The sequence below is a fragment of the Pseudomonas taiwanensis genome (assembly GCF_013393345.1).
Classification (GTDB): domain Bacteria; phylum Pseudomonadota; class Gammaproteobacteria; order Pseudomonadales; family Pseudomonadaceae; genus Metapseudomonas; species Metapseudomonas resinovorans_C.
The window spans coordinates 43,229-69,273 of record NZ_QJRF01000039.1 but is presented as its reverse complement, the minus strand read 5'-3'; the positions used below and the strand labels follow the sequence as shown (position 1 = coordinate 69,273).

The 26,045-nt window shown below is 64.8% G+C and carries 19 protein-coding genes; 11 read left to right on the top strand and 8 right to left on the bottom strand.

All coding sequences use genetic code 11. The annotated features are described in order from the left end of the window. Positions 1-6: 6 nt before the first annotated feature. The 4 genes from ruvX to gshB all read right to left on the bottom strand — a co-directional run bounded on the left by ruvX (position 7) and on the right by gshB (position 3,035). On the bottom strand, positions 7-447 hold the full coding sequence (ruvX, locus tag DM872_RS05400; RefSeq protein ID WP_179058483.1) for a Holliday junction resolvase RuvX: 441 nt from the start codon (positions 445-447) through the stop codon (positions 7-9). Then, the gene (locus DM872_RS05395; RefSeq protein WP_179058482.1) at positions 447-1,013 is read right to left on the bottom strand and encodes a YqgE/AlgH family protein; all 567 of its coding nucleotides are present in this window, start codon (positions 1,011-1,013) and stop codon (positions 447-449) included. The genes ruvX and DM872_RS05395 overlap by 1 nt, the downstream gene beginning before the upstream one ends. A 109-nt stretch (positions 1,014-1,122) precedes the next feature. Further along, positions 1,123-2,016, bottom strand: coding sequence for an energy transducer TonB (locus DM872_RS05390; RefSeq protein ID WP_179058481.1), 894 nt, complete (start codon positions 2,014-2,016; stop codon positions 1,123-1,125). 56 nt (positions 2,017-2,072) lie between these two features. Next, on the bottom strand, positions 2,073-3,035 hold the full coding sequence (gshB, locus tag DM872_RS05385; RefSeq protein ID WP_179058480.1) for a glutathione synthase: 963 nt from the start codon (positions 3,033-3,035) through the stop codon (positions 2,073-2,075). 268 nt (positions 3,036-3,303) lie between these two features. On the opposite strand from gshB, the gene pilG reads away from it, so the two are divergent. The 8 genes from pilG to DM872_RS05345 all read left to right on the top strand — a co-directional run bounded on the left by pilG (position 3,304) and on the right by DM872_RS05345 (position 17,234). Then, positions 3,304-3,711, top strand: a complete 408-nt coding sequence (gene pilG, locus DM872_RS05380) for a twitching motility response regulator PilG (protein WP_077524193.1) — start codon at positions 3,304-3,306, stop codon at positions 3,709-3,711. A 45-nt stretch (positions 3,712-3,756) separates the two neighbouring features. Continuing rightward, positions 3,757-4,122, top strand: coding sequence for a twitching motility response regulator PilH (gene pilH / locus DM872_RS05375; RefSeq protein WP_077524194.1), 366 nt, complete (start codon positions 3,757-3,759; stop codon positions 4,120-4,122). A gap of 55 nt (positions 4,123-4,177) precedes the next feature. Next, positions 4,178-4,714: a chemotaxis protein CheW gene (locus DM872_RS05370; RefSeq protein WP_179058479.1), complete on the top strand. Its 537-nt coding sequence runs from the start codon at positions 4,178-4,180 to the stop codon at positions 4,712-4,714. Between the two features lie 140 nt (positions 4,715-4,854). Then, on the top strand, positions 4,855-6,903 hold the full coding sequence (locus tag DM872_RS05365; protein WP_179058478.1) for a methyl-accepting chemotaxis protein: 2,049 nt from the start codon (positions 4,855-4,857) through the stop codon (positions 6,901-6,903). A 62-nt stretch (positions 6,904-6,965) separates the two neighbouring features. Next, positions 6,966-7,826 (top strand): protein-glutamate O-methyltransferase, encoded by an 861-nt coding sequence (locus tag DM872_RS05360; protein WP_179058598.1) that lies wholly within the window; start codon positions 6,966-6,968, stop codon positions 7,824-7,826. 9 nt (positions 7,827-7,835) lie between these two features. Next, positions 7,836-15,734 carry an Hpt domain-containing protein gene (locus DM872_RS05355; RefSeq protein ID WP_179058477.1) on the top strand — a complete coding sequence of 2,633 codons (7,899 nt, stop codon included), beginning with the start codon at positions 7,836-7,838 and terminating at the stop codon, positions 15,732-15,734. Beyond that, entirely contained in the window at positions 15,731-16,750 is a 1,020-nt protein-coding gene (locus tag DM872_RS05350) for a chemotaxis protein CheB (RefSeq protein WP_179058476.1), read from the top strand. Before DM872_RS05355 ends, DM872_RS05350 begins: the two co-directional genes overlap by 4 nt. A 13-nt stretch (positions 16,751-16,763) precedes the next feature. Beyond that, positions 16,764-17,234 (top strand): chemotaxis protein CheW, encoded by a 471-nt coding sequence (locus tag DM872_RS05345; RefSeq protein ID WP_179058475.1) that lies wholly within the window; start codon positions 16,764-16,766, stop codon positions 17,232-17,234. 218 nt (positions 17,235-17,452) lie between these two features. On the opposite strand, the gene DM872_RS05340 is transcribed toward DM872_RS05345, so the two are convergent. Together DM872_RS05340 and DM872_RS05335 are read right to left on the bottom strand one after the other, a co-directional pair. After that, on the bottom strand, positions 17,453-18,172 hold the full coding sequence (locus DM872_RS05340) for a 16S rRNA (uracil(1498)-N(3))-methyltransferase (protein ID WP_179058474.1): 720 nt from the start codon (positions 18,170-18,172) through the stop codon (positions 17,453-17,455). 65 nt (positions 18,173-18,237) lie between these two features. Further along, positions 18,238-19,644, bottom strand: a complete 1,407-nt coding sequence (locus DM872_RS05335) for an adenosylmethionine--8-amino-7-oxononanoate transaminase (RefSeq protein ID WP_179058473.1) — start codon at positions 19,642-19,644, stop codon at positions 18,238-18,240. Between the two features lie 162 nt (positions 19,645-19,806). Here DM872_RS05335 and DM872_RS05330 point away from each other — a divergent pair, with 162 nt between their 5' ends. The 3 genes from DM872_RS05330 to DM872_RS05320 all read left to right on the top strand — a co-directional run bounded on the left by DM872_RS05330 (position 19,807) and on the right by DM872_RS05320 (position 22,674). After that, positions 19,807-21,282: a flavin monoamine oxidase family protein gene (locus DM872_RS05330; protein ID WP_179058472.1), complete on the top strand. Its 1,476-nt coding sequence runs from the start codon at positions 19,807-19,809 to the stop codon at positions 21,280-21,282. Between the two features lie 233 nt (positions 21,283-21,515). Continuing rightward, positions 21,516-22,070, top strand: a complete 555-nt coding sequence (locus DM872_RS05325; RefSeq protein ID WP_179058471.1) for a cytochrome b — start codon at positions 21,516-21,518, stop codon at positions 22,068-22,070. A gap of 28 nt (positions 22,071-22,098) precedes the next feature. After that, positions 22,099-22,674, top strand: coding sequence for a YceI family protein (locus tag DM872_RS05320; RefSeq protein ID WP_179058470.1), 576 nt, complete (start codon positions 22,099-22,101; stop codon positions 22,672-22,674). 249 nt (positions 22,675-22,923) lie between these two features. On the opposite strand, the gene DM872_RS05315 is transcribed toward DM872_RS05320, so the two are convergent. Both DM872_RS05315 and DM872_RS05310 read right to left on the bottom strand, forming a co-directional pair. Next, positions 22,924-24,921 carry a DEAD/DEAH box helicase gene (locus tag DM872_RS05315; RefSeq protein ID WP_179058469.1) on the bottom strand — a complete coding sequence of 666 codons (1,998 nt, stop codon included), beginning with the start codon at positions 24,919-24,921 and terminating at the stop codon, positions 22,924-22,926. A 181-nt stretch (positions 24,922-25,102) separates the two neighbouring features. Further along, the gene (locus DM872_RS05310) at positions 25,103-25,864 is read right to left on the bottom strand and encodes a substrate-binding periplasmic protein (RefSeq protein WP_179058468.1); all 762 of its coding nucleotides are present in this window, start codon (positions 25,862-25,864) and stop codon (positions 25,103-25,105) included. Between the last annotated feature and the right edge of the window lie 181 nt (positions 25,865-26,045).

Sequence of the window (26,045 nt, the reverse complement as noted above, 5' to 3'; positions counted from 1 at the left end):
CTGGAGTCAGGAAATTGCGGAGTTTTCGGCCAGCCAGCCTTCCAGCAGCAGTGCAGCGGCCAGGGCATCCACCGGACGCTCGCGGTAGCCGTCGCGTTGACCCTGGGCCAGTCGCTGGCCCTTGGCCTCGAAGGTGGTCAGGCGCTCGTCGTGGGTGAATACCGGCAGGTTGAAGCGGCCGTTCAGGCGCCGGGCGAATTTTTCCGCTCGGGCGCTCATGTCGCTGGGCGTGCCGTCCATGTTCAGCGGAAGGCCGACGACGATGGCATCGGGCTGCCATTCGCGGATCAGGGCTTCGACCTGCTGCCAGTCCGGTACACCGTTCTGGGCTTTGAGGATTTTCAGCTCGCGGGCCTGGCCGGTGACCGCCTGGCCCACGGCCACGCCGATCTGTCGGGTGCCATAGTCGAAGCCGAGCAGCAGGCGCAGGGGTTTCGAGTCGGCCATCAGGCGTGCCCGGCCTGGGCGGTGAGCAGACTGAGGTTCACGCCCAGTCGCTTTGCGGCGGCCGCGAGACGCTGCTCGGACGGCGTGTCGAAGAGGATGGCGAGGTCGGCCGGGCAGGTCAGCCAGGCGTTGTCGCTGAGTTCGGTTTCCAGCTGGCCGGCGTCCCATCCGGCATAGCCGAGTGCGACCAGGCTCTTCTGCGGGCCACCGCCATCGGCGATGGCGAAGAGCACGTCCTGGGAGGTGGAGAGCGCCAGCTCGCCGAGTTCCAGGGTGGCCTGGAAGCTGTGGCCGCTCGGATGCAGGACGAAGCCGCGGTCGGTCTGTACCGGGCCGCCGGCGTAGATAGGCAGCCCCTGGCAGCGCGCCGGCGGGGTGAACTCCGGGCGCAACTGTTCGAGTACGTCGCTCAGGCTGAGGCCGTTGGGGCGGTTGATCACCAGGCCCATCGCCCCCTGCTCGTTGTGCTCCACCAGGTAGGTGACGGTCTGGGCGAAGTTCGGATCGGCCATGTGCGGCATGGCGATCAGGAAGTGGTGCTTGAGGTAGCTCGGTGCGCTTTTCATGTCGGCTAGTTTCAGGCTTAAGACGGCAGGCTTCAAGCGGCAAGAGGCATGAGCGCCTGTGTCGCGGGGCGCTGAATAGAAGCCTAGAGCCTAGACGGAGTTGCCGCTCTCAATTGCTCGACAGGCGGTCGCCGCGCTCGAAGCGCCAGGTACGAATGATTTCCAGACGGTCGATGTCCGCCAGGTCGCCGGTGAAGGGCGCGAAGGGTGCGGCGAGGCGCACGATGCGCATGGCGCCCTGGTCCAGCACCTGCTGGCCGGACGATTCGAGCACCTGGACTTCGTAGAGGGTGCCGTCGCGGTTGATCGACACCAGCAGTCGCAAGTTGCCGTAGATGCGCTGGCGGCGGGCTTCTTCCGGATAGTTGAGGTTGCCGACGCGCTCGATCTTCTTGCGCCACTCCTCCTTGTACCAGGCGCCCTTGTCGCGCATGGTCGAGGCCGCATTCAGGCGGTGGATGCGCGGGCGCTTGGCATAGAGCTGGCGCTCTTTGTCCAGCTCCGCCTCGAGGCTGGCGATTTCAGCGGAGAGCTGTGAGCTGTCGAAGGCCGGAGCCGGCGTGCTGTCGGGCTGCGGCTTGGTCTGCTCGCGCTTGACCGTGGTTTTCTGCTGTTGCGGGCTCTTGGTTGCCACCGCGGCCTTCGGCGCTTCTTTCTTCGGTGCCTGGGGCGGCGCGGCAGGTGGGGTCGCCTTGCGGATTTCCTTGTCCTGGAAGGGCGCCTTCTCAGTGGTCTTGGGCTTGGCCTTGTGCTCCAGCGTCCCGCTGCCTTGCTGGTTGGCCTGGGCGAGGAAGTCGGCTTTTTTCGGCTTCTCCTCGCTCTTGAAGGTGGCGAGGGTGATTTCCAGGGTCTTGCTGATCTGCTCCGGGTCGGCAACGGTAAAGCCGACACCAAGGATCAGCGCGACGTGCAACACGGCGGCGAGGAACAGGGTAAAGCCCAGCCGATCCGCCGGGCGGACGCCGGCGGACAGTTCGGTGGCGGTATTCAAGGCTGCGTTCATCGACAGTCAGCTGGCTTCAGATAGCGGCGCAGTCTGCCGAGCGTCCGCATAAAAGTCTATGAAGCACTCCGCGCCTCGAGCTTGTGGGCGATCGCATCCATCAAACGTTCGCCGATGCGTGTGCCATAGGCGTTGTCGATCTCCCGAATGCAGGTGGGGCTGGTGACGTTGATCTCCGTGAGGTGCTCGCCGATCACGTCCAGGCCGACGAACAGCAGGCCTTTCTCCCGCAGGGTCGGGCCGACGGCAGCGGCGATTTCACGGTCGCGGTCGGTCAATGGGCGTGCCTCGCCACGACCACCGGCGGCCAGGTTGCCACGGGTCTCGCCGGCAGCCGGGATGCGTGCCAGGCAGTACGGCACTGGCTCGCCGTCGATCATCAGGATGCGCTTGTCGCCGTCCTTGATCGCCGGCAGGTAGCCCTGCGCCATGATCTGCTGGCTGCCGTGAGCGGTCAGGGTCTCCAGGATCACCGAGAGATTCGGGTCGCCGGCACGGTGACGGAAAATCGAGGAACCGCCCATGCCGTCCAGGGGTTTGAGAATGATGTCACGCTGTTCTTCGGCAAACTCGCGCAGAATGTCAGCTCGTCGGCTGACCACCGTTGGCGGCGTGTAATCGGGGAACAGGGTGGCGAAGAACTTCTCGTTGCAGTCGCGAAGGCTCTGCGGGCGGTTCACCACCAGCACGCCGGCACGTTCGGCTTGTTCCAGCAGGTAGGTGGAGTAGACGAACTCGTTGTCGAAGGGCGGATCCTTGCGCATCAGGATCACGTCCAGCTCGGCCAGCGGGGTATCGGCCTCGGCCTCCAGCTCGAACCAGTGCGCGGGGTCGAGGAAGACTTTCAGCGGGCGCATGCGCGCGCGAGCTTCACCGTTTTTCTGGTATAGGTCCTGCTGCTCCATATAGAACAGTGACCAGCCGCGCTCCTGGGCGGCCAGCAGCATGGCCAGGGAGCTGTCCTTCTTGAAGGAGATTTGCGCAATGGGGTCCATGACGATCCCGAGGCGAACGCTCATGGGGGGTCTCCGCAACAGGTTTCAAGGGGCGCGCCAAGGTTGGCGGGCCGGTTTGGATAAGGCGCTCAGGGTGGCGCCGGCATTGATTGCGGTCAAGGGAAAAACCTTCCTCCCGGGGGGAGGTGAGGCAGATGCGGACGCCGTGTAGCTTGCGTCTGGAGACTGTGCTAAAAATGCCCGACGATTGGGTCGCAGCCCGTCGGTTGTAGGGCCTCAGGCACATATATAAAGCAGAATAACGACTCACCGAGGCGATGGTAGGGCGAACATGGAACAGCATTCCGACGGTTTGAAGGTCATGGTGATCGACGATTCGAAAACGATTCGTCGTACAGCCGAGACTCTGCTCAAGAAAGTGGGGTGTGAGGTCATCACCGCAGTTGATGGCTTCGATGCCTTGGCCAAGATCGCCGATTCCCACCCGAACATCATCTTCGTCGACATCATGATGCCGCGCCTGGACGGTTATCAGACCTGCGCCCTGATCAAGAACAACAGTGCTTTCAAATCCACCCCGGTGATCATGCTGTCCTCCAAGGACGGCTTGTTCGACAAGGCCAAGGGTCGCATCGTCGGTTCCGATCAGTACCTCACCAAGCCTTTCAGCAAGGAAGAGCTGCTCGGCGCGATCAAGACTCACGTCCCCGATTTCACCCCGGTGGAGCAAGCCTCCTGAAGTCCGGCCTGATGGCCGGTGAAGCCTTTCCGTATGGGGAACACAATGGCTCGTATTCTGATTGTTGATGACTCGCCTACCGAGATGTACAAGCTGACCGCCATGCTCGAGAAGCACGGTCACCAGGTACTCAAGGCCGAGAATGGCGCCGATGGCGTGGCCCTGGCCCGCCAGGAGAAGCCGGATGCCGTCCTGATGGACATCGTGATGCCCGGCCTCAATGGCTTCCAGGCGACCCGTCAGCTGACCAAGGACGCCGAAACCAGCCACATCCCGGTGATCATCGTCACCACCAAGGACCAGGAGACCGACAAGGTCTGGGGCAAGCGTCAGGGCGCCAAGGATTACCTGACCAAGCCGATTGAAGAAGACACCCTGATCAAGACCCTGAGCGCAGTACTGGCCGGCTGAATGCCGCGGCGGTCCCTGCAACATAATTATTAGAAACAGGCCAAGGCCGGTCGCCATGTCGGATTCGCAGTCTCCCTTCCAGCTCCTGTTCGAGATCGACCAGCGCTGTCGCGCGCTGGCGGCGGGCCTGCCTGCGCAACAACAGGTGGTGCAGAGCTGGAGCGGCATCGGTTTCCGCATGGGCGAGCGCCTGTTCGTGGCGCCCATGGGTGAGGTCAGCGAAGTGCTGCACGAGCCTCGCCACACCTCGCTTCCCGGTGTGAAAACCTGGGTCAAGGGCGTTTCCAACGTGCGCGGACGCCTATTGCCGGTCATGGACCTGTGCGGCTTCTTCGGCAGCGAGCTGTCGCCCTTGCGCAAGCAGCGCCGGGTCCTGGTGGTGGACCACCAGGAGATCTTCGCCGGGCTGATCGTCGACGAAGTCTTCGGTATGCAGCATTTCCTGGTGGACTCCTTCAGCGAGGAGTTGCCTCCCCTGGAGGCCAGTATCCAGCCCTTCATCCACGGTGTTTTCCATCGCGAACAGCCCTGGCTGGTATTCAGCCCGCACGCACTCGCGCAGCACCAGGAGTTCCTCGAGGTGGCTGGCTAGGTTCTACGCAGGGCGCCTGGCGTCCTGTACCGGTCCCCGAGGCAGAACCCCGGGGGCCGTGACTTCAAGGTTGGGCCGGCTTTGCCGGCCCTTTGGCGTTACATGGGAATAAAGTGGTTGGTCCAGGCGGGGGCCCGATAATGAAAAGACTAAACGCAGGCAATCTGTTTTCAGGGGTGCGCAGTACGTCGCTGATCGCGGGACTCTTCGTGGTCCTGATCGTCGCCATCGTGCTGCTGTTCGCGAACTTCGCGTACCTCAACACCCAGGCGAACTACGACAAGGAATACATCAGCCACGCCGGTGAACTGCGCGTGCTGTCCCAGCGTATCGCAAAGAACTCCACCGAAGCCGCGGCGGGCAAGGCTGAGGCCTTCGCCCTGTTGAAGGACGCGCGCAACGACTTCGAGAAGCGCTGGAACTTCCTGGTCAAGGGCGACGCCTCTACCGGCCTGCCTGCCGCCCCCGTCGCCGTGAAGGGCGAAGTGGATACGGTGCAGAAGGACTGGGACAGCCTGCGCAAGAACGCCGACGCCATCCTGGCCAGCGAGCAGACCGTACTGTCCCTGCACCAGGTAGCCGCCACCCTCGCCGAAACCATTCCGCAGCTGCAGGTCGAGTACGAGGAAGTCGTGGACATCCTCCTCGAAAGCGGTGCGCCCGCCAGCCAGGTTTCCGTGGCCCAGCGCCAGTCGCTGCTGGCAGAACGTATCCTGGGCTCGGTGAACAAGGTACTGGCCGGTGACGAAGACTCGGTACAGGCCGCCGACATGTTCGGCCGCGACGCCAGCCTGTTCGGCCGTGTACTGAACGCCATGCTCGAAGGCAACGCCGCAATGGATATCTCCAAGGTGACCAACACCGAGGCGCTGGAGCGCCTGCAGGAGATTTCCGAGCTCTTCGAATTCGTTTCCGGTTCGGTGGACGAGATCCTCGAAACCTCCCCGGAACTGTTCCAGGTCCGCGAATCCGCCAACACCATCTTCACCGGCTCCCAGACCTTGCTGGACAAGGCATCCGCCCTGACCACCGGCTTCGAGAACCTGGCCAACGGCCGCGGCCTGAACACCCTGGCCGGCTACGTGCTGGGTGCCCTCGCCCTGGGCGCGATCATCCTCATCGGCCTGGTGATGGTACAGAGCACCCGTAGCCGACTGGCTGAAACCGCCGCGAAGAACGAACGTAACCAGGCCGCGATTCTGCGTCTGCTCGACGAAATTGCCGACCTCGCCGACGGTGACCTGACCGTGGCCGCGACCGTGACCGAGGACTTCACCGGTGCGATCGCGGACTCCATCAACTACTCCATCGACCAGCTCCGCGAACTGGTTGAAACCATCAACCTGACTGCCGTGCAGGTGGCCGCCGCCGCCCAGGAAACCCAGGCCACCGCCATGCACCTGGCCGAGGCTTCCGAGCACCAGGCCCAGGAAATCGCCGGCGCCTCCGCCGCGATCAACGAAATGGCCGTGTCCATTGACCAGGTATCGGCGAACGCCTCCGAGTCCTCGGCGGTAGCGGAACGCTCCGTAGCCATCGCCAACAAGGGCAACGAAGTGGTGCACAACACCATCACCGGCATGGATAACATCCGTGAGCAGATCCAGGACACCTCGAAGCGGATCAAACGCCTCGGTGAATCGTCCCAGGAGATCGGTGACATCGTGAGCCTGATTAACGACATTGCCGACCAGACCAACATCCTCGCACTGAACGCCGCGATCCAGGCGTCCATGGCGGGCGATGCGGGCCGTGGCTTCGCCGTGGTAGCGGACGAGGTACAGCGCCTCGCGGAACGTTCCTCCGCTGCGACCAAGCAGATCGAGGCGCTGGTGAAGACCATTCAGACCGACACCAACGAAGCGGTTATCTCCATGGAGCAGACCACCTCCGAAGTGGTCCGTGGTGCCCGCCTGGCACAGGACGCCGGCGTGGCCCTGGAAGAGATCGAGAAGGTATCCAAGACCCTCGCCGCGCTCATCCAGAACATCTCCAACGCCGCTCGTCAGCAAGCGTCCTCCGCGGGCCATATCTCCAACACCATGAACGTGATTCAGGAGATCACCTCGCAGACCTCCGCCGGTACCACCGCCACTGCGAAGAGCATCGGCAACCTGGCGAAGATGGCGAGCGAGATGCGCAAGTCGGTTTCCGGTTTCAAACTGCCGGAAGCTCAGGACATAGCCTGACCAGGGGAGGCGCCGCGGCCTGAGGTCGCGGCACGACGGCCATGAACCAAGGGCACGACAGCATGCAGCCAGGCGGCGTCTGGGCCTTGAAACCCCTGGCCGACATGACGACAGCGGAGTTCCACGACTGGCAGAAGCTACTCGAGGAGCGTACCGGCGTGGTGGTCAGCGACCAGCGCCGGTCATTCCTTCAGACCAATCTCAGTGCGCGCATGCGCGAACTGGGGGTCCAGGACTACGCCAGCTATTACCGCCAGGTCACCGACGGGCCGCGTGGCGCGGTGGAATGGTCGACCCTGCTGGATCGCCTGACCGTGCAGGAGACCCGTTTCTTCCGGCACCCGGCCTCCTTCGAACTGCTTGCCGATTACCTGCGCAAGCGTGTCGAAGCTGGGTTGGCCAGGCCCCTGGAAATCTGGAGCGTGGGTTGCTCCAGCGGCGAAGAACCCTATTCCCTGGCCATGGTGGCGGCCGAGGCGCTGGGCGAGACGGAACAGCCGGATTACTTCGGCGTCACCGGTACCGACATCAGCCTCAACGCCCTGGCCAAGGCCCGTGAAGGGCTGTATGGCGCCCGGCGCCTGGAGCAACTGGAACAGGCGCTCACCGCGCGTTATTTCCAGGCCCAGGACGATGGCCGCTACAAGATAGTGCCGAGCCTGGCCGCACGGGTGTGCTGCGCACGGCTCAATGTGCTGGAGCTGGCCAAGGCGCCAATGTCCGGCATGGACGTAATTTTCTGTCAGAACCTGTTGATCTACTTCCGTCGCTGGCGCCGTCGGGAAATCCTCAATCGCCTGGCCGAACGCCTGGCGCCGGGAGGCTTGATGGTGCTGGGTGTGGGCGAAGTAGTGGGTTGGCAACATCCGGACCTCGAACCGGTGGCCAATGAACAGGTTCTGGCATTCACCCGGAAGGGATAGCAGACGGCTATGACTGATCGGCACGACTACGTTGCCCTCGAGTGGGTAAAGGGCGAGATCGCGGAAACCCTGAAGCAGGCGCGGCAGGCCCTGGAGGATTTCGTCGAAAATCCCCAGGACCCGACGCGCATGCGTTTCTGCCTGACCTATATCCATCAGGTCCAGGGCACGCTGCAGATGGTCGAGTTCTACGGCGCAGCCCTGCTCGCCGAAGAAATGGAGCGTCTTGCCCAGGCCCTGATGGAAGGCCGCGCGGCCAACCGGGGCGAGGCCCTGGAAGTGCTGATGCAGGCCATCCTGCAACTGCCGCCGTACCTGGACCGTATCCAGAGCGCCCGCCGTGACCTGCCGATGGTCCTGCTGCCGCTACTCAACGACCTGCGTGCCGCCCGTGGCGACAACCTGCTGTCGGAAACCAGCCTGTTCGCACCTGACCTGTCCAGCGTGCTCCCGGCGCTGTCGATGGACACCCTGGCGCGCATGCGCACCGCCGATCTGCCGGTGCTGCTGCGCAAGTTGCGGCAGATGTTGCAGACCGCCCTGGTCGGCGTGATCCGTAACCAGGACCTGGCCGCCAACCTCGGCTACATGGCGCGGGTCTTCGCGCGCCTCGAATCCCTCTGCCAGGACGCGCCGCTCGGCCCGCTCTGGCAGATCGCCTCCGGCCTGGTGGAAGGCCTGGCCAATGGCTCCGTGGTCAACGGTTCCTCGGTGCGCAACCTGCTGCGCCAGGTCGACAAGGAACTCAAGCGCCTGCTCGATGAGGGTGCGGACGGCTTCAACCAGGCTGCTCCGGAAGACCTGGTGAAGAACCTGCTGTTCTACGTCGCCAAGGCGCCGGCCCAGTCGCCGCGTATTCGTGCCCTGAAGGAACGCTATCGCCTCGACGAGGCCCTGCCCGACACTGCCGTGGTAGACGAGGAGCGCGCCCGCCTTGCCGGCCCCGACCGCGATGCCATGCGTTCGGTGGTCACCGCCCTCTGTGAGGAACTGGTGCGGGTCAAGGACAGCCTCGACCTCTTCGTCCGTAGCGACCGCAGTGGCGTGGCCGAACTGGATTCCCTGCTGCCGCCGCTCAAGCAGATCGCCGACACCCTGGCGGTGCTGGGCTTCGGTCAACCGCGCAAAGTCATCCTCGACCAGATCGACGTCATCCACGGCCTGTCGCTCGGCCAGCGTGAACCCAGTGACGCTGTGCTGATGGATGTCGCCGGCGCATTGCTCTACGTCGAAGCCACCCTGGCCGGCATGGTCGGCCCGACAGACGATGGCGCGGCGGAAGAAAGCCACCTGCCCACCACCGACGTGGCGCAGATTCACCAATTGGTGATCAAGGAGGCGCGCAACGGCCTGGAACAGGCCAAGGACGCCATCATCGAGTTCATTGCGTCGCAGTGGAACCACGAGCACCTGGCCCGCGTGCCGGAGCTGCTGACGCAGGCCCGGGGCGGCCTGGCAATGATCCCGCTGCCGCGCGCCGCTTCCCTGCTGCAAGCCTGCAACCGCTACATTCAGGAACAGCTGCTGGCCCGCAAGGCCGTGCCCAACTGGCAGAGCCTGGACACCCTGGCCGACGCCATCACCAGCGTCGAGTACTACCTCGAACGCCTCTCGGAAGACCATGCCGCCCAAGGCGACCTGATCCTCGATGTAGCCGAGGAAAGCCTGGAATCCCTGGGTTATCCGCTGAAAGAAAAGCCCTCCATCCTCGATCGGCCAGATGAGGACGAGGCCCCTGCGCCCCTGGCCAATCCGCTTCAGGAAATCGAAGTACTGGCGGCCGAAGAATCGGAGCTGCATCAACACCTCGATCCGGAAGACGAGCCGGAAGCGGTGATGCCTGAGGCATTCGCGTTCGAGCCGGTCATCGAGGCCGCCAACCTCGAACAGGATGTTGTCCGCGAAGCGCTTGGCGATGCCGCCACGCCGGCCGCTGAGAGCGAGCTGCTGGTATCCGATGACAATTGGAGCCTGGGTGAACTGGAGGCCGAACCGGCCGCCGAAAGCATCGATTTCAGTCTGGATGCACCGCTGGAACTGGCTGTCGCCGAAGTTCCGGTCGCTGTGAGCGAACTGGATGTCGCGGAAGACAGCTGGAGCCTTGACGATCTGGAGTTCGAGTCGCTCGCCGACGGTATCGACCTCGGCCTGGACAAACCGGTGGAGCCGGTGACCGCTGTTGCCGAGATGCCGGTCGCCGAGAGCGAGCTGCTGGTCTCCGATGACAACTGGAGCCTGGGTGAGCTGGAAGTCGAACCCGCTGCCGAAGTCATCGATCTGAGTCTGGATGCTCCGCTGGAGCTTGCGTCCATTGCCGAGACGCCGGCCGCCGAGAGCGTGTCGCTGCCTGCCGAAAACGATTGGAGCCTGGATGAGCTGGAAGCCGAGCAGTCGGCTGAAACCATCGAACTCCGCCTGGAGCCCGAGACCACTGCGAGCCTGGAGCTGGAGCCGTCGTTGCTGCAGGACGACGGAGCCCTGCCGAGCCTCGACCTGGCCGAGCTGGACAGCCTGCCCGCCTTGGCCGAAGAGCCGCTGGCGGCGGAGGACGAACTGCTCGACCTCAGCCTCGACACGCCGCTGGAATTCGACGAGAACCAGCCGTTGCCGAGCTTCGACCTCGCTGACCTCGAAGAACTGCCGCCGGCCCTGCCGGGCGATCAACCGGCGCTCGACATGCCGCAAGCCGGCCTCGAAGCGCTGCCGAGCCTGGACTTCGACGAGCTTGACGCCCTGCCCGGCGCCGAACCGGTGGCCGAGCTGGAAGCGATGAACCTGGAGGACCTGCCGGCACCGCTGGAGTGGGACGAAGCCGCCCTCGCCGAACTCGGCCTGCCGGAGGTGGAACTACCCAGCGCACCGCTGGAAGCGCCGGTGCAAGAGCCCGCCGTTGAGCGTCCGCTGTCGCTGGCGGAAGTCATGGCAGCGCCCGTACCCGCCTTCAATCCGCCGGCCCGCGAGGTGCCGCCAAGCCTGTTGCCGCCGCCCGCCGACGAAGAGCCGGTGGACGACGAACTGCAGGAAGTCTTTATCGAAGAAGCCGGCGAGGTGCTGGAAACCCTGGCCGAGTACCTGCCGCGCTGGCGTGCCGACAGCAACGATCGCGACGCCCTGGGTGAAGTGCGCCGTGCCTTCCACACCCTCAAGGGCAGTGGTCGCATGGTGCGCGCCCTCGTTATCGGCGAACTGTCCTGGTCGGTGGAGAACCTGCTCAACCGCGTGCTGGATCGCAGCATCGAGACCAGCGAGCCCGTCTACCAGGCGGTTCAGGCCGTGGTCGACCTCCTGCCCGCCCTGGTCGAGGACTATGCCGGCAAGGCCCAACGCCAGCGGGATGACGTCGATCAGCTGGCCGCCACGGCCCACGCCCTGGCCAAGGGGCAACCGCTCCCAAAATCTGAAGCCCCGGGTTCAGAGCAGGCCATCGAGCCCGTGGGCGAGCCGCATGCTCCGGTCATCACCGAGTCCGGCGAGGCGCTGGACCCGCAACTGCTGGAAATCTTCCGCAACGAGGCGGAACTGCACCTGGAAACCCTCGCCGGCTTCATCAAGGCCTGCGATCACGAGCTGCCGCAGACGGTCAACGATGACCTCCAGCGCGCCCTGCACACCCTCAAGGGCAGCGCGCACATGGCGGGCATCCTGCCGATCGCCGAGATCGCCACGCCGCTGGAAAAACTGGCCAAGGAATACAAGACCAACCTGCTCAGTATCGACCTCTCCGAGGCCGAACTGCTGCGCGAGGCGCTGAACCTGTTGCGTCAGGGCGTGGCCCAGCTCGACAGCACGCCGCTGGCGGCGATTCCAGGCACCAATGAGCTGCTGGAGCGCATCCAGAAGCTGCATCAGGACCGCCTGGTCGCGGCCAACGCCGCGCGCCGTGACGACAAGGGCGAGATGCGCGATCCGCAGATGATCTCCCTGTTCCTCGCGGAAGGCATGGACATCCTGCTCGACGCCGAGGACTTGCTGCGGCGTTGGCGCGAGCACCCCGCCGAGCGCCAGGAACTGGGCGCGCTGCTGGAAGAACTGAGTACGCTTGGCCGTGGAGCCGAGATGGCCGAGCTGCCGCAGATCGAAGAACTCTGCGAAGCCCTGCTGGACGTCTACGGTGCGGTCGACGAAGGCAGCCTGCCGGTCAGCGAGCGCTTCTTCAGCGAAGCCGACGCAGCCCATGAGGCGCTGATCGGCATGATGGACCAGGTCGCTGCTGCGCTGGAGGTCACGCCCCAGCCCGAACGCGCCCAGGCCCTGCGCGACCTGATGCAGGAAGTGGTTGATCCGGCGGCATTGGCGCTGCTGGAACCCGGTCTCCCGGACCTGGAAATCGAGGAATTGGACGCGGACGCCACCGAATGGGCCTCTGCCGAAGGTATCCCGCCGCTGCCGGACTTGGTGGAAGAGCCCCTGGGCCTGCAGGAAGTGGCGTTGCCCGAACTGGCGTCCTTCGACCCCGAGCAAGCGCCCGAGGCCGAGCTGCTGGATGAAGTTCCGGCCGCCCTGGACGAAGAGATGGTGTCGATCTTCCTCGAAGAGGCGGTGGACATCCTCGATAGTGCTGGCAAGGCGCTGGAACGCTGGCTCGTCGAGCCAGGCAACAACCCGGCCCTGCTGGCCCTGCAGCGTGACCTGCACACCCTCAAGGGCGGTGCGCGCATGGCCGAGATCCGCCCCATTGGCGATCTCGCCCATGAACTGGAATCCCTCTACGAAGGCCTGGTGGATCGCCGCTACAGCCATTCGCCGCGTCTCGCCGGTCTGCTGCAGAAGAGCCACGACTGCCTCGCCTCGCTGCTGGAACAGCTCCAGGCGCGCCGCGTGTTGACCGATCCGTTGCAGTTGATCCAGGACATTCGCGGCTTCCGCCAAGGAGGTGCACAGAGTCTGTCCGCCGCCGTGGTGCAGCCACTGCCAGAACCCGAAGCCTTCGATGAATTGGCCTTCGACGACGAAGAGGCTGCGAATCCAGGCGAGCCTTTGGCAGCTGCCAACGAGGAACTGGAAGAGTCGGAGCTGGACGTCGCCACCGAGGTCCTGGGCGAAACGTCCCTGGCCGAGTTGCTGGAGATGCGCGTAGCTGAAGAGCCGGCCGCCTATAGCGCGTCGCAGCCCTTCGACAACGACCAGGACCCGGAGCTGGTGGAAATCTTCCTCGAGGAAGGTTTCGACATCCTCGACAGCGCCGGCGCCGCCCTGCAGCGCTGGACCGAAGACCCGGACAACAGCCTTGAAATCGAGTCCCTGCAACGGGACCTGCACACCCTCAAGGGCGGTGCGCGGATGGCCGAGATCGGCCCCATCGGCGACCTCGCCCATGAACTGGAATTCCTCTACGAAGGCCTTTGCGGCGGTCGACTGCGCGCCAGCCCGGCCCTGTTCGGACTGTTGCAAGCCTGCCAGGACCGCCTCAGCGAAATGCTCGACGCGGTGCGCGCACGCCGCCCGTTGCCGGACGGCCAGGCCCTGATCGATGCCATCCAGCGCTGGCGCGCCAATCCCAGCGAACAGCTGAGCATGCCCAGCGCCGTGCACCTGCAGCCTGCCGCCGCGGATGACCTGGAGGCCGTGGCCGAGGCGGATATCCTCGATATCTTCCTGGAAGAGGCCGACGACCTGCTGGAGGCCATGGAAACCGCTATTGGCCGCTGGGAAGAGGCGCGCGAAGACGGCGCCCATGTGGAAGAGCTGCTGCGCGTGCTGCACACCCTCAAGGGCGGCGCGCGACTGGCCGGACAGAAGCGCCTCGGCGACCTCACCCACGATCTCGAACAGCACCTGGTTGAGGCCCAGCAGCAGGGCGCGCCCTGGCCGGAAAGCCTGTTCCTCGACGTGCAGTCCGGTTACGAAGGCCTGCAGGCCGAGCTGGAAGAGCTGCGCCAGCAACTCGATCAGAGCATCGCCGAAGACCTCGCTCCGGCGCCTGCGCCGAGTCAGCCGGAAGCGCCGCAACTGGCCACACCGATCGTCGCGGCCAGCGTCCAGCCACTGGTGGTTGGTGAAGAGCGCGTACTGCCCTTCGTTCACCGAGCCCGCGAAGCCGCACAGGAAGCAGCCGCGCGCCGTGCGCCCCAGGAGCTGGTGAAGGTGCCTGCGGAGCTGCTCGAAGGCCTGGTCAACCTGGCCGGTGAGACCTCGATCTTCCGTGGCCGGGTGGAACAGCAGGTCAGCGACTTCAGCTTCACCCTGAGCGAGATGGAATCCACCATCGAACGGGTACGCGACCAGTTGCGCCGTCTCGATACCGAGACCCAGGCGCAGATCCTCAGCCGCTACCAGGCCGAAGCCGAACGTGCCGGCTACGAAGATTTCGACCCGCTGGAAATGGACCGTCACTCGCAACTGCAACAGCTGTCGCGAGCGCTGTTCGAGTCCGCGTCTGACTTGCTCGACCTCAAGGAAACCCTGGCGGCGAAGAACCGCGACGCAGAAACCCTGCTGCTGCAACAGGCGCGGGTGAACACCGAGCTGCAGGAAGGCCTGATGCGTACGCGCATGGTGCCCTTCGACCGCCTCGTACCACGCCTGCGCCGTATCGTCCGGCAGGTGGCCAGTGAGCTCGACAAACAGGTGGAATTCGTCGTCGGCAACGCTGAAGGCGAGATGGACCGCACCGTGCTGGAACGCATGGTCGCGCCGCTGGAGCACATGTTGCGCAACGCGGTCGACCATGGCGTCGAGAATGCCGAAGCACGCCGCGCCTCCGGCAAGCCGGAGAGCGGCACCATCCGCTTGAACCTCGGCCGCGAAGGTGGCGATATCGTCCTGACCCTGGCGGACGACGGTGCCGGTATCAAGCTGGAGGCCGTGCGCCGCAAGGCGATCGAGCGCGGCATGATGGACATCGAGTCCGACTTGTCGGACCACGAGGTGCTGCAGTTCATCCTCGAACCGGGCTTCTCCACCGCCGACAAGGTCACCCAGATTTCCGGCCGTGGCGTCGGCATGGACGTGGTGCACTCCGAAGTGAAGCAACTCGGCGGCACCATGAGCATCGACTCGACGCCGGGCGAGGGCAGCCGCTTCCTCATCCGCCTGCCGTTCACCGTGTCGGTGAACCGCGCGCTGATGGTGCTTTCCGGCGAAGACCTCTATGCCATTCCGCTGAACACCATCGAAGGCATCGTGCGGGTTTCGCCCTACGAGCTGGAAACCTACTACCAGCCCGACGCGCCACGTTTCGAATATGCCGGGCAAAACTACGAACTGAAGTACCTGGGTGACCTGCTGGCCAACGGTCAGCAACCCAAGCTGGTGGGCCAGAGCCTGCCGCTGCCGGTGATCCTGGTGCGCTCTTCCGAGCACGCCGTGGCCGTGCAGGTGGACGCCCTGGTGGGCTCCCGCGAGATCGTGGTGAAGAGCCTCGGCCCGCAGTTCGCCGGCGTCCACGGTATCTCCGGCGCCACCATCCTCGGTGACGGCCGCGTGGTGGTGATCCTGGACCTGCTGGCGACCATCCGTACGCGTCACGCGCACCTGGTGCAGCCGCAGCTGCGTTCGGCCAGCGCCAACCTGCTGCCGGTGGAGGTGGACCTGGAGCGTCCGCCGCTGGTGATGGTGGTGGACGACTCGGTGACCGTACGCAAGGTCACCAGCCGCCTGCTGGAGCGCAACGGCATGAACGTGCTCACCGCCAAGGACGGGGTGGACGCCATCGCCCTGCTGCAGGAGCAGCGCCCGGACATCATGCTGCTGGACATCGAGATGCCGCGAATGGACGGCTTCGAAGTGGCGACCCTGATCCGCCACGACGAACGCCTGAAGGACCTGCCGATCATCATGATCACCTCGCGTACCGGCGAGAAGCACCGCGAGCGCGCCATGGCCATCGGCGTCAATGACTACCTCGGCAAGCCCTACCAGGAATCGCTGCTGCTCGAATCCATCCAGCATCTGGTCAAACGGACATGACAGAGAAGACTTCCGCACGGATCGCCGTGCTCGCCGACACCTCGCTGCAGCGCCATGTGCTGCAGCAGGCGCTGACCGGCAATGGCTACCAGGTCGTACTCAACAGCGATCCTGCCCGCCTCGACGACGAAGCCCTGGGCGCCTGCGAGGCTGACCTGTGGCTGGTGGACCTGGCTCTGTCCGAGGATTCGCCCCTCGTGGACAGCCTGCTGGAGCATGCCAGCGCGCCTGTCCTGTTCGGCGAAGGCCATGCGCCGGAGCGCCATTCCGAGCATTACCCGCGTTGGGAGCGGCGCCTGTTCGGCAAGTTGAAGAAACTCGTCGGCGATCCCGCCGTGGCCGTGGGTCCGAGCCTGGAGACCCTGTTGGCGGATGCCCAGCGTCCGGCGCGTTTGGAACTGCCCAGAGCGCTGGCCGATACGCCACTGGTGGCGGGCGAACCTGCGCGCCAGGTCTGGCTGCTGGCTGCTTCCCTCGGCGGGCCGGCGGCGGTCAAGGCGTTCCTCGACGCTCTGCCCGGTGGCCTGCCCATCGGTTTCATCTATGCCCAGCACATCGACCCCAGCTTCGAGGGCGCATTGCCCCAGGCAGTGGGACGCCACAGCCAATGGCATGTCAACCAGGTCCGCCATGCCGACGCCGTACGCTGCGGTGAGGTTGTCGTGGTGCCCATCAGCCGCGAGCTGGGCTTCAGCGAAGACGGGCAGATGCAGGTGAGCGAGCGTCCCTGGCCAGAGCCCTACAGCCCATCCATCGACCAGGCCATGCTCAACCTGGCCCAGCACTACGGTGCCCAGTGCGGTGTGATCGCCTTCAGCGGCATGGGGAGCGATGGCAGCGCCGCCGCTGCCTACCTGCGCCGGCAAGGTGGGCTGATCTGGACCCAGAGCGCCGAAAGCTGCGCCTGTTCGAGCATGCCCGACAGTCTGCGCGAAGGCGGTTACAGCAGTTTCAGCGGTGAACCGCGAGAGCTGGCGGCGAAGCTGGTCGAACATCTGGCCGCACAGTGCAGCTAACCCAGGAATTTCCATGAGCCAAGCCGTTACCACCCAGAACAGCTCCGCCAGCCTTACCGGGCTTTTGCTGCCCCTGTCCGACCGTACCCTGCTGGTGCCCAACGTGGCGCTGGCCGAACTCATTCCCTATCGCGCGCCCCAGGCAACGCCGGGCCTGCCGGCCTGGCTGCTGGGCCAGGTGGCTTGGCGCGACCTGCGCCTGCCGTTGCTGTCCTTCGAGGCGGCCGCCGGTGGTGAGGCGAAGGTGGGTTCCGGTGCGCGGGTGGCGGTGCTAAACGCCCTCGGCGGTCGCCCGCACGTGAAGTTCATCGCCCTGCTGCTGCAAGGCATTCCCCGTTCGCTGAAGCTCGAAGCAGACCTCCGCCGCGCCAATGCACCGCTGGCGGCCCTGGAGCTGGACTCGGTGCAACTCGGCACCGACGTGGCGAAGATCCCCGACCTTGTGGCCCTGGAACAGATGCTGGCGGATGCCGGTTTGATCTGATTTTGGCTTCCCGTAGGTTGGTCCGAGCGCAGCGAGGCCCAACGATTCTCCGGTAATTCCGCGTGTCGGGCTTCGCGTAGCTCAGACCAACCTACGCCAGCGCTTTGGGCAGTGCTGGCGCTGATGCTGGCCTGATCTGATTGCCGTAGGTTGGTCCGAGCGCAGCGAGGCCCAACGATTCTCCGGTTATCCCGAGTGTTGGGCGTCAGCGCGTTGGTCTAGAAATCGCCCCAGAGTTGCTGTGCCACGCTGAGCGCCACCACCGGCGCCGTTTCGGTGCGCAGCACCCGTGGCCCCAACCGCGCAGCGTGGAACCCTGCCGCTTTCGCGGATTCGACCTCCGCTTCGGAGAGGCCGCCCTCGGGGCCGATCAGGAAGGCCAGCGTTTCCGGCCTGGCATGGCTCGCCAGCGGCTCGGCCACCGGATGCAGGACCAGCTTGAGATCCGCCTGGACATCGCGCTGCCAATCGACCAGCGTGACCGGTGCGTGGATTACCGGCAGCACCGAACGTCCACATTGCTCGCAGGCGCTGATCGCAATCTGCCGCCAGTGAGCGAGGCGCTTGTCGGCTCGTTCGTCCTTCAGGCGCACTTCACAACGTTCGCTGACGATGGGGCTGATCTCGGCGACGCCCAGTTCGGTGGCCTTCTGGATCGCCCAGTCCATGCGCTCGCCGCGTGACAGGCCCTGGCCCAGGTGAATCCGCAGGGGCGATTCGGCCATGCCGGCGAAGGACTCGCGCAGCTCGACCCTCACCGCCTTCTTGCCCACTTCGATCAGTTCGCCGAGGTACTCCTGGCCGGAGCCGTCGAACAGCTGCACGGCATCGCCTGCGGCATGACGCAGCACACGACCGATGTAGTGGGCCTGGGCTTCGGGCAGCTCATGCTGGCCAAGGGAGAGCGGGGCATCGATGAAGAAGCGGGAAAGGCGCATGGGCGTTCGGGCAGAGGTGGGACAGGCGCGCAGTTTAAGGCCTGGCGCGCCGTCCGTGTTACTTGTCAGCCCGGGTCGCGGTGATTCGGATGCAGGTCCGCCGTCACCGATACGCTCACCGAGTCGCGGGTCGCGATGTCGATGCCTTCGCTGGCTACCTCGGCAAGGAAGTCGATCTGCTCTTCGGTGATCACGTAGGGCGGCAGGAAATACACCACGTTGCCCAGTGGACGCAGCAGGGCGCCGCGCTCCAGCGCGTGCTGGAAGACCTTCAGGCCGCGGCGTTCCTGCCAGGGGTAGGGCGCCTTGCTGGCCTTGTCCTGAACCATCTCGACGGCCAGCACCATGCCGGTCTGGCGCACTTCGGCCACATGGGGGTGGTCCGCCAGATGTGCGGTTGCGGTCGCCATGCGCATGGCCAGCTTGCGGTTGGCCTCGATTACCTTGTCCTGCTCGAAGATGTCCAGGGTCGCCAGGGCGGCGGCGCAGGCCAGCGGGTTGCCGGTGTAGGTGTGCGAGTGGAGGAACGCGCGCAGGGTCTGGTAGTCGTCGTAGAAGCCCTGGTAGACGGCTTCGGAGGTCAGCACGGCGGCCATCGGCAGGTAGCCGCCGGTGAGCGCCTTGGAAAGCACCAGGAAGTCCGGGGCGATGCCGGCCTGCTCGCAGGCGAACATGGTGCCGGTGCGACCGAAACCGACGGCGATCTCGTCGTGGATCAGGTGCACGCCATAGCGGTCGCAGGCCTCGCGCAGCAGCTTGAGGTACACCGGGTGGTACATGCGCATGCCGCCGGCGCCCTGGATCAGCGGCTCGACGATCACCGCCGCGACTTCTTCATGGTGCTCGGCGAGGGTGCGTTCCATGTGGGCGAACATGGCGCGGGAGTGTTCTTCCCAGCACATGCCCTCGGGGCGCAGATAGCAATCCGGGCTGGGCACCTTGAGGGTGTCCAGCAGCAGCGACTTGTAGGTTTCGGTGAAGAGGGCGACATCGCCCACCGACATCGCCGCCACGGTTTCGCCGTGGTAGCTGTTGGTCAGGGTGACGAAGCGCTTCTTGCGTTCCAGCCCCTGGTTGCGCCAGAAGTGGTAGCTCATCTTCAGCGCCACTTCGATGCCGGAGGAGCCGTTGTCGGCATAGAACACGCGGTCGAGGCCCTTGGGGGTGATTTTCACCAGGCGCTCGGACAATTCGATCACCGGCTGGTGGCTGAAGCCGGCGAGGATCACGTGTTCCAGCTGGTCCACCTGATCCTTGATGCGCTGGTTGATGCGCGGATTGGCGTGGCCGAAGACGTTCACCCACCAGGAGCTGACGGCGTCCAGGTAGCGTTTGCCCTCGAAGTCCTCCAGCCAGACGCCTTCGCCGCGGCGGATCGGCACCACCGGCAGGCGTTCGTGATCTTTCATCTGGGTGCAGGGGTGCCAGAGCACGGCGAGGTCGCGTTGCATCCAGTCGGCATTGAGGCCCATGAGTCGTTCTCCTGTAGCGATCGGCGAAGCCTATGCAATGCCTCCGCCCTGGACAAGCAGGACGCTGCCTGCCGGCCTCAAGGCACGTCTGTTCCGGCCGGCAGGGCTGGCGTATCCTGCGCGCCAATTCAGAACGACACTGTTTTACCGGGGGAGATTTTCATGCCAGCAGCCTGGCGCGCCTTGGCGCTGATCGTATTGGGAGGGCTGAGCGCGACGGCGCTGGCCAAGGACAAGCAGCCGACGGCCATCGTCATCGGTGGCGGCATGGCGGGCCTGACCTCGGCCTACGAGCTGCAGCAGAAGGGCTGGCAGGTCACCGTGCTGGAGGCCAAGCCGGGCATCGGTGGGCGTGCCGGCCTTGCCGCCAGTGAGTGGGTCGGTAGCGCGAAGCTGCAACCGAGCCTGTATCGCTATCTCGACCAGTTCAAGCTGAAGGCCGTATCTGCGCCGGATTACGTGCGCACGCCGGGCTATCTGGTGAACGGTCGCTACTTCTCCGAAGCCGACCTGCTCAAGGAGGCGCCCAGCACCGTCGAAGGCCTGAAGCGCTTCGACAAGAGCCTGGATGACCTGGCCGCTTCCATCGACGACCCGATGAAGCCGTTGGCCAACCACACGCTGCAGACCCTCGACTCCATCAGCGTGGCGCGCTGGCTGGAAAAACTGAACCTGGCGCCGACCGCCAAGGCCCTGGTGGATCAGCGCATCCGCTCGCGTTATGACGAACCGTCGCGCCTGTCGCTGCTCTACCTCGCCCAGCAGGCCCGCGTCTACCGTGGCCTGCCGGATACCGAGATGCGCGCCGCGCGCCTGCCCGGCGGCAGCCAGGGCCTGGCGCAGGCCATGGCCAAGCAGATCAAGACCATCAAGACCAATGCCCGCGTTTCCGCGATCGTGCAGGAGAAGGATGGCGTCACCGTGAAGGTCGGCGGCACCGGCTACCAGGCCGATTACGTCGTGCTCGCCGTGCCGCTGCCGGCCCTGGGCAAGATCAGCATGACGCCGTCTCTCTCGGCGCTGCAGCTGCGTGCCCTGAAGGACATCAACTACGGCTGGCGCGACCAGATGCTGCTGCAGTTCAAGAAGCCGGTCTGGGGCAAGAGCCGCCTTTCCGGCGAAGTCTATAGCGATCAGGGGCTTGGCATGCTCTGGGTCGAGCCGGCCCTCAAGGGCGGCGCCAACCTGCTGATCAACCTGTCCGGCGACAATGCGCGCCTCATGCAGGCTTTCGGCGACCGGCAGATGGTCGACCAGGTGCTGATCCGCTTCGACAAGCACTTCCCGGGTGCACGCGAACAGTTCAAGGGCTTCGAGCTGCGTCGCTACGGCAAGGACGCATTGGCCGGCGGCGCGTACCTGGCCTATGGCCCGGGCGAAATCAGCCTGTACTGGCGCATGTGGGAGCAGCCCCTGGGCCGCGTGGTATTCGCCGGCGAACACACCGATGCGCTCTATCCGGGCACCCTCGAAGGCGCCCTGCGCAGTGGCCAGCGCGCCGCCAGCCAGGTGGCCGACCTCAAGGCCGGCAAGGCTGTTGGCTCCGTCGAAGCTGTGACCGAAGCCAAACCGGCAGTGAAGCCCAAGGCGGCAGCGACAGAAGAGAAGCAGGGTTTCTTCTCCAAACTGTTCAACTGAGTTGCTTCCTCGGCGGCGGGTCTTCCCGCCGCCTATCCCCTCTGTCGCGCCACTCGGCTGCGGCTGACGAACTTTCAGCCCGTTCCTTCGACAAAATTCCGCAAAGATCCGTTCGTTATAAAGATCGTATTACTCGATATTTCAAAGCGAAATTTTCCGCTTTAATTCGATAGATTTGCCGCTAGGCTAAATCACTCGCGTTTACCCAGCCTGTGTTTCCAAGGATTCATTTCATGCAATGGCGTAATTCCCCGTCCCGCTTCGGCCTGGTGAGTATTTTTCTGCATTGGGGGGTGGCCATCGTCTTCGTCGGCCTGTTCGCCCTGGGCCTGTGGATGGTCGGTCTGAACTATTACAGCAGCTGGTACAAGACCGCTCCGGACCTCCACAAGAGCATCGGCATCCTGCTGTTCCTGGTGATGGCCGCGCGCCTCGCCTGGCGCTTCATCAGCCCGCCGCCGCCGGCGCTTCCCAACCATGGACCGATGACCCGCCTGGGTTCCAAGGTCGGTCACCTGGTCCTGTATCTCGGCCTCTTCGCCCTGATGATTTCCGGTTACCTGATCTCTACCGCCGAAGGTCGCGGCATTGCCGTGTTCGGCCTGTTCGAGGTACCGGCCACCCTGACCGCCATCCCCGACCAGGAAGATGTCGCCGGTGCCATCCACGAATACCTCGCCTGGGGCCTGCTGATTTTCGCCGGCATCCATGCCCTTGCTGCCTTCAAGCACCATTTCATCGACCGCGACGCGACCCTGACCCGTATGCTCGGCCGCGCCGCCAAATAACGCTGCAACTCAACAAGGAGATTCACCGATGCTGAAGAAAACCTTCGCTGCCCTGACCCTCGGTGCTGCACTGTTCGCCGGCCAGGCCATGGCCGCCGACTACGTGATCGACAAGGAAGGCCAGCACGCCTTCGTCAACTTCAAGATCGGCCACCTGGGCTACAGCTACATCTACGGGTCCTTCAAGGATTTCGACGGCAGCTTCAGCTTCGACGAAAAGAACCCGGAGGCCAGCAAGATCAAGGTCACCCTGAAGACCGCCAGCGTTGATACCAATCACGCCGAGCGTGACAAGCACATCAAGAGCGGCGACTTCCTGAACGTCAGCAAGAACCCCACCGCCACCTTCGAGTCCACCTCGGTCAAGTCCACCGGCCAGGGCACTGCCGACGTGACCGGCAACCTGACCCTCAATGGCGTGACCAAGCCGGTCGTGATCAAGGCCAAGTTCGTTGGCCAGGGCGACGACCCGTGGGGCGGCTACCGCGCCGGCTTCGAAGGCGCCACCACCATCAAGCTGAAAGACTTCGCCATCCAGAAGGACCTTGGCCCGGCTTCCCAGGAAGCCCAACTGATCATCTCCTTCGAGGGCGTGCGTTCCTAAGCGCGCCTTCCCGCTGTACCAGAACGCCGGCCCTGTGCCGGCGTTTTGCTGTCCGGACCTGCATCGCGATTGAAATCGCTCCTACAGGGCATGCAGACCCCCGGAAATGAAAATGTCTACGCTGAGCCGGTGTTTTCATGGCTCGTAGTCGCTGCATCGCGATTGAAATCGCTCCCACAGGAAACACTTTCCTCCTCGCGGAAACGAAAACGCCGGCACTGGGCCGGCGTTTTCAGGAGCAGGTGAATCTCAGCGATTGCGGGTCAGCAAGGCTGGCTTCTCGCCGCGTGGGCGATTGCTCTGTTGCAGCTCGTCCAACTGCTCCGGCGTCGGGAAACGGTCGGCGCGGGACTCTTTCATGATGATCTTCGGTGCCGGCTTGTTGGCACGGGGATCCTGAACAGCCGGCTCGTCGCGACCACGGGATACCAATTGATCTTCACCACGGCGCTGGCCGCTGCCGCGAGTCTTGTTGGCGGGCTTGCCCTGGCGCTGCTGGCCTTGTTTCTGGCCTTGCTTCTGACCTTGTTTCTGGCCCGGCTTCTGGCTGCTTCCCTGACCGCTGCCCTGACCGCCTCCACCTTGGCGACGGCTCTGGTTTTCACCCTGGCCTTGCTGCCCACGCCCCTGGCCGCCGCGGCCCTGGGATTGGCCCTGACCCTGGCGCTGACCTTGAGGCTGGCCCTGGCCTTGGCCGCCACGGCGCTGGTTGCGACCCTGGTTCTGGCCTTTGGGCGGGTAGGGGCTGACGTAGTCGGCGCGATTGCCGAAGTTGTCCACGTCGTCGTCGAGGAATTCTTCCGGATCACGCTCAGGTGCCGGCTGCGGCGGGCGCTGCGGGCGAGCCTGCTTGGGTTGCTGCGGCTGCTGGGCGTCGGCGACCTGCTGGTCTAGGCCCTGTTCCGGCCCCTTGCCTTTGCCACGACGGCGGTTGCGGCTCTTGCGAGGTTTGGCTTCGCCGCCCTCACCGGCTTCCTTGGCTTCAACTGGGCCTTGGGGCGCTTGCTGCTGCGGTTTGCCTTCGCGCTTGGGTTTGTCGGCGCGCGGCTGACGCTCGGGGCGCGGCGGACGGGCTTCAGGACGCTCGGCTTCGACGGTAGCCGGATCGAAGCCCTGGGTATCGCCAGCCGGGATCTTCTGCTTGGTCAGGCGCTCGATGGCCTTCAGCAGTTTCTCTTCATCCGGGGCGACCAGGGAGATGGCTTCACCACTGCGACCGGCGCGGCCGGTACGGCCGATGCGGTGTACGTAGTCTTCCTCGACGTTGGGCAGCTCGAAGTTGACCACATGGGGCAACTGGTCGATGTCCAGCCCGCGGGCGGCGATGTCGGTCGCTACCAGGATGCGCACGTCGTTGGCCTTGAAGTCGGCCAGGGCCTTGGTGCGCGCGTTCTGGCTCTTGTTGCCGTGGATCGCCGCTGCGGGCAAGCCGTGCTTGGTCAGGTACTCGGCCAGGCGGTTGGCGCCGTGCTTGGTGCGGGTGAAGACCAGTACCTGTTCCCAGGCACCGACGGTGATCAGGTGCGCCAGCAGGGCGCGCTTGTGGCTGGCCGGCAGGTGGAACACGCGCTGTTCGATGCGCTCCACCGTGGTGTTCGGCGGGGTCACTTCAATGCGTTCGGGATCATGCAGCAGCTTGTTGGCGAGGTCGACGATGTCTTTCGAGAAGGTCGCCGAGAACAGTAGGTTCTGACGCTTGGGGGGCAGCTTGGCGAGGACCTTCTTCACATCGTGGATGAAGCCCATGTCGAGCATCCGGTCGGCTTCGTCGAGTACCAGGATCTCTACATGGGAGAGGTCGATGGCGCCCTGGCCAACCAGGTCGAGCAGGCGGCCGGGGCAGGCCACCAGGATGTCCACGCCCTTGGAAACGGCCTGGATCTGCGGGTTCATGCCGACGCCGCCGAAGATGCAGGTGCTCACCAGGTGGAGGTCCCGGGCATAGAGCTTGAAGCTGTCATGCACCTGGGCCGCGAGTTCGCGGGTCGGGGTCAGGACCAGCACGCGTGTCTGGCGCGGGCCCTGTCGCTGGGACTTGTCAGGGTGTCCGTTGGGGAACAGGCGCTCGAGAATCGGCAGCGCGAAACCGGCAGTCTTGCCGGTGCCAGTCTGGGCAGCAACCATCAGGTCGCGGCCTTGCAACACGGCGGGAATCGCCCGCTGTTGCACGGGAGTGGGCTGGGCGTAGCCGGCAGCTTCGACAGCGCCGACCAATGCCTCGGAGAGACCGAGGGAAGCAAAGGACATGGGAGATCCTGTGTAGTTCTAGGGGCTGGCCCGAAAGGGTGATCTTGTCTGGCTCGAATCGCAGCGATGGCTCGCGATCCCGACCGGTCCTGCTGGCTCTAGGGTGGCTCAGCATCCGGGCGTATGCCTGACGGAGCGCCGAGTATAACAGCTCCTCGCGAATGTACAGCCCTCGCGGCGCTCAACGGTTGCTGGAGATTTCACGGCCCGGTTCACGATAACGGGCCACCAGTTGTGCGTACGCCGGTTCCTGCTTGAAGCGCCTGAGCGCTTCGCCGAAAGGCGCGGCGAGGTTTTCCAGCTGTGCTTGGCGGCGGAAGGCGAGGTACAGGCGGTCGCGGCCGATCACGCGTTGATGATTGGCGATCTGCGCTTGCAGCCCCATCTGGTGAACCAGGAACTGCCCGGCGCGGCGATCGTTGACGACGAGGTCGACGCGGTCGCGCACCAGCTTGCCGAGGTTGGCCTCGTGGGTCGGTGCCGGCTCGCGGATGAACAGTGGTGAGGTGCGAAAGGCCTTGTCGGCGTACCAGTAGCCGGGGGAGACGCCGATCTTCAAGCCCCGCAGATCGGCCAGGCGCTGGAATGGATAGGGCCGTTGCCGCGCATAGAAGAGTACGAATTCCACTTCCGACAGCGGTTCCGCAGGGAAGGCCATCTGCGATTCGCGCTCCTGCTTGTGGAAAATGTCCAGAACCGCGTCGGCCTGCCCGCTTTCCAGCTCCACCAGACAGCGCTTCCAAGGCATCAGGCTCCACTGGACCTCGATGCCCATGCGCTGGAAAACGATGGCGCTGGCTTCGTAATCCAAGCCGCGCAGCTGGCCATCCTCTTCGAAAATGTAGGGCGCCCAGGGCTCGCTGACGATGCGCAGGGGCTCGGCCTGGGTGACTGAGCCGAGGCACGCGAGCAGGGCGAGGAGGAGGATGCTGAGTAGTGGCATGTGGCCAGATTACGTGGCCGCGCGCGCAATGGGTAGTAAGCCGAAGGTCAACGCATCGAAGGTGTGACCGCCGTCGCCTCTGCAGCGATGGCGAAGGCCGGCACTTGTTGTGGGAGCGCACTTCTGTAGGAGCGAGCTTGCTCGCGAACAACCCCGAGCACGGCCTTTCGCGAGCAAGCTC

Bases quoted from the DNA above. Each gene is read 5' to 3' on its own strand.
- DM872_RS05315 (WP_179058469.1), bottom strand. From the start codon at position 24,921: ATGTCCTTTGCTTCCCTCGGTCTCTCCGAGGCATTGGTCGGCGCTGTC.
- pilH (WP_077524194.1), top strand. From the start codon at position 3,757: ATGGCTCGTATTCTGATTGTTGATGACTCGCCTACCGAGATGTACAAG.
- DM872_RS05355 (WP_179058477.1), top strand. From the start codon at position 7,836: ATGACTGATCGGCACGACTACGTTGCCCTCGAGTGGGTAAAGGGCGAG.
- ruvX (WP_179058483.1), bottom strand. From the start codon at position 447: ATGGCCGACTCGAAACCCCTGCGCCTGCTGCTCGGCTTCGACTATGGC.
- DM872_RS05340 (WP_179058474.1), bottom strand. From the start codon at position 18,172: ATGCGCCTTTCCCGCTTCTTCATCGATGCCCCGCTCTCCCTTGGCCAG.
- DM872_RS05310 (WP_179058468.1), bottom strand. From the start codon at position 25,864: ATGCCACTACTCAGCATCCTCCTCCTCGCCCTGCTCGCGTGCCTCGGC.
- DM872_RS05370 (WP_179058479.1), top strand. From the start codon at position 4,178: ATGTCGGATTCGCAGTCTCCCTTCCAGCTCCTGTTCGAGATCGACCAG.
- DM872_RS05365 (WP_179058478.1), top strand. From the start codon at position 4,855: ATGAAAAGACTAAACGCAGGCAATCTGTTTTCAGGGGTGCGCAGTACG.
- DM872_RS05335 (WP_179058473.1), bottom strand. From the start codon at position 19,644: ATGGGCCTCAATGCCGACTGGATGCAACGCGACCTCGCCGTGCTCTGG.
- DM872_RS05350 (WP_179058476.1), top strand. From the start codon at position 15,731: ATGACAGAGAAGACTTCCGCACGGATCGCCGTGCTCGCCGACACCTCG.
- DM872_RS05360 (WP_179058598.1), top strand. From the start codon at position 6,966: ATGCAGCCAGGCGGCGTCTGGGCCTTGAAACCCCTGGCCGACATGACG.
- DM872_RS05325 (WP_179058471.1), top strand. From the start codon at position 21,516: ATGCAATGGCGTAATTCCCCGTCCCGCTTCGGCCTGGTGAGTATTTTT.
- DM872_RS05330 (WP_179058472.1), top strand. From the start codon at position 19,807: ATGCCAGCAGCCTGGCGCGCCTTGGCGCTGATCGTATTGGGAGGGCTG.
- pilG (WP_077524193.1), top strand. From the start codon at position 3,304: ATGGAACAGCATTCCGACGGTTTGAAGGTCATGGTGATCGACGATTCG.
- DM872_RS05345 (WP_179058475.1), top strand. From the start codon at position 16,764: ATGAGCCAAGCCGTTACCACCCAGAACAGCTCCGCCAGCCTTACCGGG.
- DM872_RS05395 (WP_179058482.1), bottom strand. From the start codon at position 1,013: ATGAAAAGCGCACCGAGCTACCTCAAGCACCACTTCCTGATCGCCATG.
- DM872_RS05320 (WP_179058470.1), top strand. From the start codon at position 22,099: ATGCTGAAGAAAACCTTCGCTGCCCTGACCCTCGGTGCTGCACTGTTC.
- gshB (WP_179058480.1), bottom strand. From the start codon at position 3,035: ATGAGCGTTCGCCTCGGGATCGTCATGGACCCCATTGCGCAAATCTCC.
- DM872_RS05390 (WP_179058481.1), bottom strand. From the start codon at position 2,016: ATGAACGCAGCCTTGAATACCGCCACCGAACTGTCCGCCGGCGTCCGC.